We start from the raw sequence: 13447 nt of genomic DNA, 5'->3' as shown, positions 1-13447 counted from the left end.
CGCAACCGATGCCTGAAAGGCACCGCATTCATGAACCCATCCTTTGCCTCCCTCGGCGTGCCCGCACCACTTGTGGCGGCGCTGAACGACAGCACAATCACCGAACCCTTCCCGATTCAGATCCGGACCCTGCCCGACACTCTGGCCGGTCGCGACGTGCTGGGCCGTGGCAAGACCGGCAGCGGTAAGACGCTGGCGTTCGCAATTCCGTTGGTAGCCAGGCTGGCCGGCGCCAAACGACGCCCGAACCGGCCGTCGGGCCTGGTGCTCGCGCCCACCCGGGAGCTGGCCACCCAGATCACCGCGACCGTCAAACCCCTTGCGGCGGCGTACGGCCTGCAGGTCACCACCATCTTCGGCGGAGTGGCGCAGAGCCGGCAGGAGACCGCACTGCGCGGCGGCGCCGACATCGTGGTGGCCTGCCCCGGGCGCCTCGAAGACTTGATGAAGCAGCGACTGATCAGCCTGGACGCGGTGCAGGTCACCGTGCTCGACGAAGCCGACCACATGGCCGACCTCGGCTTCCTGCCGGGTGTCACCCGGATTCTGGCCGCCACGCCCGCCGCCGGCCAGCGGCTGTTGTTCTCGGCCACCCTGGACAACGGGGTGGACAAGCTGGTGCGGCGTTTCCTGCATGACCCGGTCTCGCATTCGGTCGATGACATTGCCGCGCCGCCGCCGGCCATGACCCATCACGTGTTCCACGTCGCCGGGGCGCAGGACAAGAAGGATCTGGTGCACCGGCTGGCGTCTGGCACCGGCCGCCGAATCCTGTTCATGCGCACCAAACATCAGGCCCGCAAGCTCGCCCGGCAGCTGACTGAGGCCGGGATCCCGTCGGTCGACCTGCACGGCAACCTGTCTCAGCCCGCGCGGGACCGCAACCTGGCCGCGTTCAGCACCGGAGCCGCCCGGGTGCTGGTGGCCACCGACATCGCCGCGCGCGGCGTGCACGTCGATGAGGTGCAGCTGGTGGTCCACGTCGACCCGCCGGCCGAACACAAGGCCTACCTGCACCGCTCGGGCCGCACCGCACGCGCCGGCAGCGCCGGCGACGTGGTCACCGTGGTGCTGCCCGACCAGCGCAAGGACACCCAGGTGTTGCTGCGCCGGGCCGGGATCACCGTCGCTCCGCAACAGGTCAGCGCCGACTCCGTGCCGGTGCAGGCGCTGGTCGGCGACGTCGCACCGTTGCAGATGCCGAAGCCCAAGGTGGCCCCACCGGCGCGTTCGGCGTCGCCGCAGGCGCCGGGCCGGGCAGCGGGCGGCGGCGGGCGGCGCCGGCGTGGCGCGTCTCAGCGTCCCGCGCGGCGGGGCGGGCCGCGGCGTGCCGGGGCGGACGCGCGGTAGGTCCACACCGGCTCGGGCGCGTCAACCCGGACCGCAGGGCCTACCAACCATCCGGTTGGTCTATTGTCGTCGGAAAGAATCCGTCGATCCCGGAGGTCAGGCGATGAGCGCCGCAATCAAGTACCAGCGAACCCTGTTCGAGCCTGAGCACGAATTGTTCCGGGAGGCCTACCGGGCGTTTCTGGACCGCCACGTCGCGCCGCACCACGAGGAGTGGGAGAAGGCCAAGATCGTCGACCGCGGTGTCTGGCTCGAAGCCGGCAAGCAGGGCTTCTTGGGTATGGCGGTGCCCGAGGAGTACGGCGGCGGCGGCAACCCGGACTTCCGGTACAACACGATCCTCACCGAGGAGACCACCGCCGGGCGCTACAGCGGTATCGGGTTCAGCCTGCACAACGATGTCTGCGCGCCGTACCTGCTGGAACTGTGCAACGAGGAGCAGAAGCAGCGCTGGCTGCCCAAGTTCTGCACCGGTGAACTGATCACCGCGATCGCGATGACCGAACCCGGAACGGGCAGCGACCTGCAGGGCATCAAGACCCGGGCGGTCAAACAGGGCGACCACTACGTGCTCAACGGTTCCAAGACGTTCATCACCAACGGTATCCACTCCGACCTGGTGATCGTGGTCGCCCAAACCGACCCGGAGAAGGGCGCCCAGGGATTCAGCCTGTTGGTGGTGGAACGCGGCATGGAGGGCTTCGAGCGCGGACGCCACCTGGACAAGGTGGGGCTGGACGCCCAGGACACCGCCGAGCTGTCGTTCACCGACGTGCACGTGCCGGTCGAGAACCTGCTCGGCCAGGAGGGCATGGGCTTCATCTACCTGATGCAGAACCTGCCGCAGGAACGGATCTCGATCGCGATCATGGCCGCTGCGGCGATGCAGGCCACGCTCGAGCAGACCATCAGCTACACCAAGGAGCGCAAGGCGTTCGGCAAGCCGATCGGCAGCTTCCAGAACAGCCGGTTCCTGCTGGCCGAGCTGGCCACCGAGGCCACCGTGGTGCGGATGATGGTCGACGAGTTCATCCGGCTGCATCTGGATAAGCAGCTGACGGCGGAGCAGGCCGCGATGGCCAAGTGGTACAGCACCGAGAAGCAGGTCCACCTCATCGACCGTTGCCTGCAGCTGCACGGCGGCTACGGCTACATGCGCGAATACCCGATCGCCCGGGCCTACCTGGATGCGCGCGTGCAGACGATCTACGGCGGCACCACCGAGATCATGAAGGAGATCATCGGCCGCAGCCTGGGCGTCTAGTCCCGGGGAGATCGAGGCGCTGAGCTGCTCATTCAGCGGCCTCGGGTGCTCGTCTGCGGCAGCTGACTTGGGCATCGATTCGGCATCGGCTGGGTATCTGTTTCCGCAATATCGATGACTTCGCTTCGCAATACGGGTCGATTGCGGGAAAGTCTATGCCGGAAACGTTTGTGTCGATTGCGGTGCCTGGGAGGGCTGGTGACTAGTCGGAAAGATCGGTTCGGCAAGACGGCGGTGCGCATGGCGCTCAGCCTCGCGGCGACGGTCACCGTGCTCTTGTCGGTACAGACCGCGGCGGCGACGCCCGACAGCGACGCCCACGACGCCATCACCGCGGCATGGCAGGCGGCCGGCGGCGATGGTTCACCACTAGGTCCGCCCAAGGGCGACGTGCACCCGGCCGGCGTCGGATTCGCCCAGGACTTCACCGGTGGGACGATTTTCTTCACCCCGGAGACCGGCGCCAGGGCGCTCTTCGGCGCCATTCTCGACAAGTACGAGTCGATGGGCGGGGCAGCGACCAGCGACCTCGGTTTTCCCAACATCGACGAGGTGCCGGGGCTGGTCCCGGGCAGCCGCGTTGCGATCTTCTCCGGCCCCGACAACCCGGTGATCTTCTGGACACCAGACCACGGTGCCCATGTGGTGCGCGGCCCGATCAACGCCGGCTGGGACAAACTGGGCAGCTCCACCGGCCCGCTCGGCGTGCCGGTCGAGGACGAGAACTACGACGGTGCGGTGGTGACCCAGAAGTTCAGCGCCGGCACACTGTCGTTCGACGGTGCGACCAGGACGTTCACCACGGTGCCGCCGGAGCTGGCGGCGCAGCTGGCCGATCTGCAAGTTCAGCTCGACCCGACCGCGGCCATCGACCAGGCCTGGCGCACCGCCGGCGGCCCCTCGGGTTCGCTGGGGGCCAAGCAGGGCGACGAGTATGTGATCGGCACCGACGGGGTGGGCCAGGATTTCGCCCGCGGCAAGGTGTACTTCTCGCCGACCACCGGCGCTAACGCGCTCGAAGGCGACGTGTTGGCCAAGTACGAGTCCCTCGGCGGGCCGGCCGGCAGCGATCTGGGCTTCCCCCTCACCAGTACGGCCGACGGTGCCATTCCCGGCAGCAAGTTCAATTCCTTTGCCGCCGACGATGATCCGGTGATCTTCTTCAGTCCGGACAATGGCGCCTTCGTGGTGCGCAGCGCGATGAAGGCCGCCTGGGACAAACTCGACGGCGCGTCTGGAAAGCTGGGCGCCCCGGTGGGCGACCAGACCGTCGACGGGGACGTGGTCTCGCAGAAGTTCACCGGCGGCACGGTGTCTTGGAACCAGGCCACCAACGCCTTCAGCACCGAACCGGCCGACCTGGCGCAGGACCTGTCGGGCTTGCAGATTCCCGGGATGAACCTGCCCAGCCCCAGCACTTCCACCTCGCCGGGAGTAGCGAAGGAGACGCACTGGAACTGGCTGTGGGTGCTCATCCCGGTTGCCGTGCTGGTGGTGCTGGGGGCGCTGGCGGCCGCGGCGATGTGGTGGCAGCGGCGCCGGCCGGCTCCGGCCGCCGGGAGCGCGCCGGTCGCCATGCCCGCCCCGGTCAGTGACGACTACGACGACGATGACGAGCAGTGGGCCCACCACGAACCAGACCATGAGGGCACGGTCCGGCTGCCGAGTCGCTACGGCAGTTCGCCCTACGGGGCCGGCGAGGCGGAGGCTCCGGGTCAGTCGATTCCGGACGCGCCCTGGCTGCACTACGGCGAGTCCGACGCCGGCCTGCACGACGAAGCCGAACCCGACGACGATGACGACGCGGACACCGCGCCGACCCGGGTGGTCACCGAGGACGATCTGGGTACCGGCCGGCACGCGGTGGGTCACGGTGTTTCCGGCGCGGAATCGGGTGCTTTCGGGTCCGGGGCCTTCGGCGCCGGCCAGCGTCGCCGCGGGGGTGAAGAGTCGGCGCATCCGGTGATGCACCTACCGCTGGATGACCCCTACCAGCAGCCGGACGGTTACCCGATCAAGGCGAACATCGGTTCCGGGCTGTACTACACGCCGCAGAACGCCCTCTACGACGACACGCTCGCCGAGATCTGGTTCGCTACCGAGGACGCGGCCCGACTCAACGGATTCACCAGGGCCGGCTGATCACCACAGCGGCAGGGTATTTCGCTCGCCGTCCGGGCGCGGCCCGAAGATCCGCCGCTGATCTTCGGTGATCGCGACGTCGTCGATGCTGGACTCGCGGCGCCTCATCAAACCGTCGTCGGCGAACTCCCACAGTTCGTTGCCGTAGCTGCGCCACCACTGGCCGTCGGCGTCGCGGCTTTCGTACTGGTAGCGCACCGCGATCCGATTGCCGTGGTAGCACCACAGCTCCTTGCGCAGTGCGTAGTCGCGCTCACGTGCCCACTTGCGTCGCAAGAACGCCGCGATCTGGGCGCGACCGGTGATGTGCTCATCGCGGTTCCGCCATACCGAGTCCTCGGTGTAGGCCTGAGCCACCTGGTCGGGATCCCTTGTGTTCCAGGCGTCCTCGGCGGCTTGAACTTTGCGTAGCGCAGAGTCTTCGTCGAACGGCGGGCACGGAGGAAACATGCTGACCTACCTCGCTACGGGGTCAACCGGGCCAGGGCTTCGGCCGCGGAAACGATGTCATGGATGCGGTGGATGGTCTCGCCGGCGTAGAGCGCCGACCGTTCCACCATGGCCGCATCCATTCCGGCCAGCGGCAGCGCCGGGGTGTAGAACGGTAGCGCCGGCCGCTGCAGGGCCAGCAGCGTGTCCTGGGCGCCCACCGGCAGCAGCCGACCCAGCGGCGCGGTGATCCGATTCAGTGCGCGCACCGGCCGCGGCCCGAGTTCGTTTCGGGCGCACCATCGTTCGGTGAGTGCGTTCGGAACCACCCGGTGTGCCAGCGGCCAGCCCATCCCGAACAACATGGTGCGGATGGTCCGCTGGGCGCCCAGCACCTTGCGCTTGTAGGCGGGGTGGGCACCGGACTCCTCGGTGAGCAGAAAGCGGGTACCGGCGATCGCCCCTTGGGCCCCGGCGGCCAGCAGTGCCCGGACATCGTCGGCGCTGGCGACTCCGCCGGCTGCCAGCACCGGTGCAGCTCCCGCCGCCTCGAGCACCTCGGGCAGCGTCACCTCCAGCGGCCGCTCCGCCACCAGGTGGCCGCCCGCTTCGACGCCCTGCGCCACCAGTCCGTCGGCGCCGGCGGACAGCGCCTGGCGAGCCTGGGCGGTATCACCGGCGGTGCACAGCACCGGGATTCGCGCGTTGCGCAGCGCCGCGATCCACCGCGCCGGAGCGCCGTCGTGCAACACCACCAGGGCGGCACCGGCCGCGATGCACGCGTCGATGTGGGCGCGGCGGGTGAGCGGCACCAGCAGATTGGCTGCCACCGGCCGGCCACCGGCGAGTGCCACGGCACGGCGCAGCTCCTCGCCGAAGCTGCGCGGATCGCTCAGCCCGACGGTGCCCAGCCCGCCGGCCGCTGAAACCGCACCGGCCAACTCCGCCCCGGCCACGCCGCCGCCCATGCCGGCCTGCATGACCGGGACGCTCAGTCCCAGCGACTCCATCAGGCTCATCGTTGCCGACCTCGGTATCGACGGGCCCGGACCGTGACGCAGCAGCGCCGCTCGCACGGCGTCAGCGCCGCGCGCTGGGGCGGCTCGCCGGCCCCTTCCAGCATGCCCTGGATCAGGTCCAGGTTGAGCCCGCACACCGCCTCGGTGTATTGGCGGGCAAGCTGTTCGAAGGGACAGTTGCGCAGCTCGATGTCCCCGGCCGCGTTCACCACCGGCTCGTAGCCGAAGTCTTCGAGCGTGCTCACGATGCCCCGCTGAGCCGGGACGTCCCGACCGGCCCGGCGGGCCGCCGCCGAGATCGCCGAGCGCACGGTACCGGCGTCATCGGCGGCCATGGCGGTGACCAACAGATCGGCCAGCAACCGGTAGTTCCGCGGTGGCACGCTCACCGAAAGCTCGTCCCGGGTGCGCGCGTAACGCTTGGCGGGGCGTCCGGCGCCGGGCCCGGAACGGCCGGCCGGCCGGGCATAACTCACCGACAAGATCCCTGCCTTGGCCAGTTTGTCGAGGTGGTAGGCCGCCAGAGTGCGACTGATACCCGCGGCGGCCGCTGCGTCCTCGCGGGCCACCGGTTCGTCGGACGACGCGATGTACTGATAGAGCCGTTGCCGTACCGGATCATCTAAAGCGCTCAACCCGGCTAACGGATCCAGGCCACAGGGAGAGGTGCTCATTGCCCCAATGTAACACCAAAACATGTTGACAAATAGGATTGGATGCCGCCAATCTAAACGCAACGCTTGAGAATTCGATGGGGGAGAGTGAGATGTCGGTAGCCGCCTACGCCGACCTGCGGGTGGTAGATCGGCCGGTCCCGGACCTGGCCGCCGCCGAGCAGGCCGCCGCGGCATTCCTGCAGGCGCTGGGCATCTCCACCGACGACGAGAGCCTGCAGGACACGCCGCGCCGGATGGCGCGGGCCTACGCCGAGATGTTCACCCCGAAGCCGTTCGAAGCCACCACATTTCCCAACGACGAGGGCTACGACGAACTGGTCCTGGTCCGTGACATCCCGCTCCGGTCGGTCTGCGAGCACCACCTGTTGCCGTTCACCGGAACCGCCTGTGTGGGTTACCTTCCCGGCGATCGCATCCTCGGCCTGTCCAAGCTGGCCCGGGTCGTGGACTACTTCGCGTGCCGGCCGCAGGTGCAGGAACGACTCACCAAGCAGGTGGCCGACTGGCTCACCGACCACCTGCAGCCGCGTGCCGTGGGAGTCGTGATCCGCGCCGAGCACACCTGCATGACCTTGCGCGGGGTACACGCCACCGGTTCGACCACGGTGACCTCAACTCTGCTGGGCACGTTGCGAACCGACGCGCGCTCGCGTCAGGAGTTCTTCTCCCTGATTGGTATCGGCGGCGTCACCGGGTAGCCGCCGGATAAACCGTCAGACCTTGCGGATGACGGTGACGACCTTGCCCAGCACGACCGCGTCGTTGCCGGGGATGGGGTCGAAAACGGGATTGTGCGGCATCAGCCAGACCTGCCCGCCAGCCCGTTTGAAGGTCTTGACGGTGGCCTCACCGTCGATCATCGCGGCCACGATGTCACCGTTGTCGGCGACGTTCTGCTGGCGCACCACCACCCAGTCGCCATCGCAGATCGCGGCGTCCACCATCGACTCACCGACCACCTTGAGCAGGAACAGTTCTCCTTCGCCCACCAGTTCGCGGGGGAGCGGGAAGACATCCTCGACCGCCTCCTCGGCCAGAATCGGACCTCCGGCCGCGATCCGGCCCAGCACCGGAACGAAGGTGGGTTCGGGCAGCGCATCGGATCCGGCGAAGTCGGTGCGTGGCGCCGCCTCGGCGGCCTGGGCCGATTCCTCTGGTCCCCGGACGTCGACGGCGCGGGGCCGATTGGGGTCGCGGCGCAGATAGCCCTTGCGCTCCAGCGTGCGCAACTGATGCGCGACCGAGGAGGTCGAGGTCAGCCCGACGGCATCGCCGATCTCCCGGATGCTCGGCGGATAGCCCCGTTCGTTCACCGAGGCCCGGATGACGTTGAGGATGGTGCGCTGCCGGGCGGTAAGCGGTGAATCCGGTGCAGGTACAGGTGCAGGTCCGGGGGCCGCCGTCTTGCTGCTATCGCTCATAGCGGCGAATGTAGTCCCCTGCTCGCGATTAATCAAACATGTGTTCGAGGTGTGTCGCGCGGACGTTCGAAGCGCGCCCGGACTTGTCGGTGGTGTTCGCTAACGTATTCGACAACGAATCGATCACATGTTCGGACATCGAACATACAATCGATTAGTATTCGAACAGCCGAGCGAACAGCTCGCCGACGCCGAGTGAGGGAGAACCGCACATGATGCTCATCGACACGATCGCTCCGACGTTCGACCAGGCCGGGGCCGGACAGCGCCGGCCACGTCGGGATCCCGGCACGTCGGGGCGGGCGTGCGCGGTGCACACCCGCCCGGCACGGCTGGTGCGGACCCGGCCGGCCGGCGCACCGCTCGCGCATCGAGGCAGCGCCGTGCCGATGTCGCGGACGGCGCATCGCCGCCCGCAGCCCGTCAAACCCATCACCCCGGCGACCACGGTGGTGCTGGCGCTGATCGCCGCGGGGATCACGGTGTGGCTCGGGCTGATCGCCCAGTTCGGTGCGGTGATGGCCGGCGGCGGCGCACCCGCCGTGCCGGAACAACTGGGTGTGGTGCGGGTGCAGAGCGGCGAGAACCTGCAACACCTGGCGGCGCGGGTCGCGCCGGACGCACCGACCGCCCAGGTCGTCGACCGCATCCGGGAGCTCAACAGCCTGGAATCGGTGGCCTTGGACGCCGGCCAGACGCTGATCACACCGATCGGCTGACCGCCGGTGTCCGGTCGGCCCTGGCCGGCGTCGACTGCGGCGCGCCGCCCGGCACCCCCGCAGGTACGCTCACACTTGTCCCAGCGGTCCGGGTCGCCTCAGCGCGTGCAGGTGTCCGGCTCTCGGCACGGCGAAGGAGCGGCCATGCATTGCCCGTTTTGTCGCCATCCAGACTCCCGGGTGGTGGATTCCCGCGAAACCGACGAAGGCCAGGCGATTCGCCGCCGGCGCTCCTGCCCGGAATGTGGCCGCCGCTTCTCCACCGTGGAGACCGCGGTGCTGGCCGTAGTGAAACGCAGCGGTGTCACCGAGCCGTTTAGCCGGGAGAAGGTCATCAGCGGGGTGCGCCGGGCCTGTCAGGGCCGCGATGTCGACGATGATGCCCTGAACCTCTTGGCCCAACAAGTGGAGGACGCGGTGCGCGCGGCGGGCTCACCGGAGATACCCAGCCACGAGGTGGGTTTGGCGATTCTGGGTCCGCTGCGCGAACTCGACGAAGTGGCCTACCTACGGTTCGCCTCGGTGTATCGCTCGTTCTCGTCGGCGGCCGATTTCGAGCGCGAGATAGAGGCGTTGCGCGAACACCGCGAGATGCCCAGCACCGGTTGAGACTCGTGCGCCGTGGCGCGCACTACGCTGGCCCCATGGCACCCGACCTACACCCGAATCTTGTGGAGCTGGCACCGCTGTTGGGCACCTGGTCCGGCCGGGGCTCCGGGGTTTACCCCACGATCACGTCATTCGACTACCTCGAAGAGGTGGTGTTCTCCCATGTCGGCAAGCCGTTTCTGGTCTACGGCCAGAAGACCAAGTCGGCCGCCGACGGTCTGCCGCTGCACGCCGAGGCCGGGTACCTGCGAGTGCCGGAACCGGGCCGGATCGAGTGGGTGCTGGCCCACCCGAGCGGTATCACCGAGATCGAGGTGGGCAGCTACCGGCTGACCGCCGACGGCATCGAACTCGAGATGTCCGCCCCGACGATCGGTCTGGCGCCCACCGCCAAAGAGGTGACGGCACTGCGCCGTCACTACCGCCTCGCCGGCGACGAGTTGTCCTACACGTTGGACATGGGCGCCGTCGGGCAGCCGGCGCAGAACCATCTCACCGCCGCGCTGCGGCGAGCAGGCTAGGCCCGCCGCCACACCGCGGCCCGGTCACACCGTGTCGCCGTCGTCGCGGCGATCCTTCTTGGCCTCCTGGGCCAGGAACCGTTCGAACTCGGCGCCGAGTTCGTCGGCGCTGGGCAGATCCTCGTCGCGCGCCAGCAACGAGCGGTTCTCCTGGGCGGCGATGAACGCGTCGTACTGGCGTTCCAGTGCCGCCACCACCTGAGCCACCTCGGTGCTCGCCTGGACCTGTTCGTCGATCTTGGCCCGGATGTCGGCCGCGGCCTGGCTGAGTTCGGCGAGCGGCAACTGCAACGAGCCGCTCTGTGCCGCCTGCCGCAGCAGTGCCTCGGCCGCTTCGGGGTAATCGGTCTGGGACACATAGTGCGGCACATGCACGGTGAACCCGACCACTTCGTGGCCGTGCTGGGCCATCCGGTACTCCAACAGATTTGACGCGCTGCCCGGCACCTGGACCTCGGCGATCCACGGGGTGAAATCGCTGATCAGCTCCCGGTTGTTGGAGTGCGCGGTCAGCGTCACCGGCCGGGTGTGCGGGACGGCCATCGGGATGGTGCCCAACCCGATGGTCCGCCGGACCCCGAGCCGCTCGGCCAACAGCCGCACCGCGGTGATGAACCGCTCCCACTTGAGGTCCGGCTCCATGCCCGCCAGCAGAAGGAACGGCGTCCCCGCGGTGTCGCGCAGCGCATACAGGCTGAGCTCGGGCTCGGCGTAGTGGGTGAAATGGTCGGTCTTGAACGTCATGACCGGCCGGCGCGACCGGTAGTCGAGCAGGTCGTCGATGGCGAACGACGCCACCAGTTCACTGTCGAGGGTGGTCTTGAGGTGGCTGGCGGCCAGGCGGATCGCATGCCCGGCGTCGGAGAAGCCCTCCAGCGCGTGGATCAGCACCGGACCCGCGCCGTCCGGCGATGTCAGCTGCGGAGCCGGAACCTCCAGCTCGTACATACCGCCCTGCTCGGCCTGGTAGTGCCGGCCCCGGTCGGGACCGGTGTCCGGGTGGTCGGCCATTGCCTCGCCTCCTCCGTGTGCAGACGCACTGCACTGCCTAGTTTCCCCCACGTCGGGCCGCACCGAAAAACGATGCGCGTATGTGATCGAAAACGCGCGGGTGCGACGACCGCATTCCCTCATAGGATTCCCGTTCGGTCAGCGATGAAATCCCCGAGTCGGTGCCGCAGCTGCGCAACCGTTGCGGCTTCCCATTTTATTCGGCCCGTTCCGGGCCGTTGGCTCACAGTTGCCGGTTCATCCACAAAGTGGCCGGATACCCGACTCGGGCGCGCCCCGATGACGGTGGGCGTCGTCAACGTTGCTGCCATGACGACCAAGCAACCGGAATTCACCCTGAATCGTCCCGGAGCGCTGATTGCGGCGCTGCCGGCCATCCTCGGCTTCGTGCCGGAGAAGTCTTTGATTCTGGTCTCGGTAGACGGCGGCGACCTGGGCTCGGTGCTGCGGGTCGACCTCTCCGAGGAGCTCGCCGACAGCGTCGGCCACCTCGCCGACGTCGCCGCGGCGGCCGCCCCGGCGGCGGCGATCGCGGTGATCGTCGATGCCGGTGGGGCGCGCTGCCCGCTCTGCAACGACCAGCATCGCCGGCTGGTCGACGCCCTGTCGTCGGAGTTGTCGCGCAATGACATCGTGCTGCTCAGCGCGCACGTCGTAGACCGGGTGGCGCGCGGGGGCCGGTGGCACTGCGTCGACGGCTGCGGTGCGGGCGGCCCGGTCGAAGACCCGGAAGCGTCCCCGCTGGCCGCTGCCGCGGTGCTCGAGGGTCGGCGACTCTATCCTCGCCGCGCGGACCTGCAGGCGGTGATCGCCCCCGGCGACGCGGCGAGCAGTGCCGCGGTGGCAACGGTGATCGACGATTATGCGGCTGACCGCGCGGCCGCCGTAACCTCCGAGGGGTCCGACCGGGCCCGCCGTGATGTCGAAGCGATGCTGCAGGCCGTGGCCGCCCTGGGCGCCGGCCGGCAGCCGACCGAGCCGGAGCTGGCGCGGCTGGGGTGCTCGCTGACCGACGTGCTGGTCCGAGACACCCTGTGCGCGTTGGCAATCGGTGAACTCGCCGATGATGCTGAGATGTTGTGGTCGGTCCTGGCTCGTGTCTTGCCCGCGCCGTGGCGGTCTGAGGCGCTGGTCTTGCTGGCGTTCAGCGCCTACGCGCGCGGAGACGGGCCGCTGGCCGGGGTGTCGCTGGAGGCCGCATTGCGCTGTGTGCCCGGGCACCGAATGGCGGGCCTGCTCGACACTGCGCTGCAGTCGGGCTTGCGGCCGGACCGGATCCGGGGGTTGGCAGACACCGGATTCCGGCTGGCGTCACAGCTGGGGGTGCGGCTCCCGCCACGGCAGGAATTCGGTCAGCGGGCCGGTTGAAACGCCGGTCAGACCTTCTGGACCTTCACGGCGTGCGCCATCTCGTAGGGCAGGCTGACGTCGGTGTGGCCGGGCATCACGATGGTCACACCGTCGTCGGCGTCGGCCTCGACCGTCACCCGCGCGTTGGGGACCACACCGGCCTCCTTCAGCCGGGTGATCAAGTCGATGTCGCCTTGCACATGTTCGGTGAGCTGACGCACCACCACCGCCACCGGTGAGCCGGCCGGCAGTTCGGTCAGCCGCACCAGGTCGGCGTCCCAGGACCCGGAGTCCGCGCCGATACCGAGATCCAACAGACCGGGGATCGGGTTGCCGAACGGTGAGGTGGTGGGGTTGTCGAGCACCTGGACCAGGCGTCGCTCGACATCCTCGCTCATCACGTGCTCCCAACGGCAGGCCTCGGCGTGCACCTCTTCGAGCGGCAGTCCGATGATGTCGACGAGCAACCGCTCGGCCAGCCGGTGTTTGCGCATCACCGAGACGGCCAGGGCGCGGCCCTTCTCGGTGAGTTCGAGGTGACGGTCTCCGGCCACCCTCAGCAGGCCGTCGCGCTCCATCCGGGACACAGTCTGGCTGACGGTCGGCCCGCTTTGTTCGAGCCGCTCGGCAATCCGCGCACGCAGGGGGGTGACACCCTCTTCCTCAAGGTCGTAGATCGTCCTGAGGTACATCTCCGTGGTATCAACCAACTCATTCATTCCGCACCTTCCGTCGCAGCTGAGTCTACTTGGCAGGCCCGCGCGCGGTTAGCGACCAACGCCGAGTCGACCCGCACGACAGATGCGTCCGCCGGGGCCCCCCCCCCCGGGGGGGGGGCCGGGGGGGGGGGGGGGGGGGGGGGGGGGGGGGGGGGGCCCGGGGGGGGGGGGGCCCGGGGGGGGGCCGGGGGGGGGGGCGGGGGGGCGGGGGGGGGG

At 69.0% G+C, this 13447-nt stretch carries 14 protein-coding genes; 8 read left to right on the top strand and 6 right to left on the bottom strand.

Translation table 11 applies throughout. The features are described 5' to 3' along the window. Positions 1–30: 30 nt before the first annotated feature. The 3 genes from BST28_RS15915 to BST28_RS15905 all read left to right on the top strand — a co-directional run bounded on the left by BST28_RS15915 (position 31) and on the right by BST28_RS15905 (position 4756). A complete protein-coding gene (locus BST28_RS15915; protein WP_065288256.1) occupies positions 31–1350 on the top strand; it encodes a DEAD/DEAH box helicase in 1320 nt (439 codons plus the stop codon). Between the two features lie 103 nt (positions 1351–1453). Continuing rightward, positions 1454–2614, top strand: coding sequence for an acyl-CoA dehydrogenase family protein (locus BST28_RS15910; RefSeq protein ID WP_019738242.1), 1161 nt, complete (start codon positions 1454–1456; stop codon positions 2612–2614). Positions 2615–2854: 240 nt separating this feature from the next. Next, positions 2855–4756: an LGFP repeat-containing protein gene (locus BST28_RS15905; protein WP_065288255.1), complete on the top strand. Its 1902-nt coding sequence runs from the start codon at positions 2855–2857 to the stop codon at positions 4754–4756. Here BST28_RS15905 and BST28_RS15900 read toward each other — a convergent pair whose 3' ends face one another. The 3 genes from BST28_RS15900 to BST28_RS15890 are packed head-to-tail and all read right to left on the bottom strand — an operon-like array spanning position 4757 to position 6878. Next, entirely contained in the window at positions 4757–5206 is a 450-nt protein-coding gene (locus BST28_RS15900; protein WP_019738240.1) for a nuclear transport factor 2 family protein, read from the bottom strand. 14 nt (positions 5207–5220) lie between these two features. Then, a complete protein-coding gene (locus BST28_RS15895; RefSeq protein WP_019738239.1) occupies positions 5221–6204 on the bottom strand; it encodes an NAD(P)H-dependent flavin oxidoreductase in 984 nt (327 codons plus the stop codon). Beyond that, a complete protein-coding gene (locus BST28_RS15890) occupies positions 6201–6878 on the bottom strand; it encodes a helix-turn-helix transcriptional regulator (protein ID WP_029249427.1) in 678 nt (225 codons plus the stop codon). The genes BST28_RS15895 and BST28_RS15890 overlap by 4 nt, the downstream gene beginning before the upstream one ends. Positions 6879–6970: 92 nt before the next feature. Here BST28_RS15890 and folE point away from each other — a divergent pair, with 92 nt between their 5' ends. Further along, positions 6971–7579 (top strand): GTP cyclohydrolase I FolE, encoded by a 609-nt coding sequence (gene folE / locus BST28_RS15885; RefSeq protein ID WP_019738237.1) that lies wholly within the window; start codon positions 6971–6973, stop codon positions 7577–7579. Positions 7580–7594: 15 nt separating this feature from the next. On the opposite strand, the gene lexA is transcribed toward folE, so the two are convergent. Continuing rightward, positions 7595–8302, bottom strand: coding sequence for a transcriptional repressor LexA (lexA, locus tag BST28_RS15880; RefSeq protein ID WP_019738236.1), 708 nt, complete (start codon positions 8300–8302; stop codon positions 7595–7597). Between the two features lie 212 nt (positions 8303–8514). Here lexA and BST28_RS15875 point away from each other — a divergent pair, with 212 nt between their 5' ends. The 3 genes from BST28_RS15875 (at position 8515) to BST28_RS15865 (ending at position 10151) form a co-directional block, all read left to right on the top strand. Next, entirely contained in the window at positions 8515–9021 is a 507-nt protein-coding gene (locus BST28_RS15875; RefSeq protein WP_065288253.1) for a LysM peptidoglycan-binding domain-containing protein, read from the top strand. A gap of 144 nt (positions 9022–9165) precedes the next feature. Further along, entirely contained in the window at positions 9166–9630 is a 465-nt protein-coding gene (nrdR, locus tag BST28_RS15870) for a transcriptional regulator NrdR (protein ID WP_019736946.1), read from the top strand. Positions 9631–9665: 35 nt separating this feature from the next. After that, positions 9666–10151 carry a peroxynitrite isomerase gene (locus tag BST28_RS15865; protein WP_019736945.1) on the top strand — a complete coding sequence of 162 codons (486 nt, stop codon included), beginning with the start codon at positions 9666–9668 and terminating at the stop codon, positions 10149–10151. A gap of 24 nt (positions 10152–10175) precedes the next feature. Here BST28_RS15865 and BST28_RS15860 read toward each other — a convergent pair whose 3' ends face one another. After that, complete coding sequence (locus BST28_RS15860; protein WP_019736944.1) at positions 10176–11162, bottom strand: proteasome assembly chaperone family protein; 987 nt, start codon at positions 11160–11162, stop codon at positions 10176–10178. Positions 11163–11471: 309 nt separating this feature from the next. Here BST28_RS15860 and BST28_RS15855 point away from each other — a divergent pair, with 309 nt between their 5' ends. Beyond that, entirely contained in the window at positions 11472–12530 is a 1059-nt protein-coding gene (locus BST28_RS15855) for a DUF4192 domain-containing protein (protein ID WP_029249180.1), read from the top strand. A gap of 8 nt (positions 12531–12538) precedes the next feature. Here BST28_RS15855 and BST28_RS15850 read toward each other — a convergent pair whose 3' ends face one another. Then, positions 12539–13231, bottom strand: coding sequence for an iron-dependent transcriptional repressor DtxR (locus BST28_RS15850; RefSeq protein WP_019736942.1), 693 nt, complete (start codon positions 13229–13231; stop codon positions 12539–12541). Positions 13232–13447 lie beyond the last annotated feature (216 nt).

The organism is Mycolicibacter kumamotonensis, from assembly GCF_002086285.1.
Classification (GTDB): domain Bacteria; phylum Actinomycetota; class Actinomycetes; order Mycobacteriales; family Mycobacteriaceae; genus Mycobacterium; species Mycobacterium kumamotonense.
Note: the sequence above shows the minus strand (reverse complement) of the source record. Positions and strands in the feature narration are given on the sequence as shown.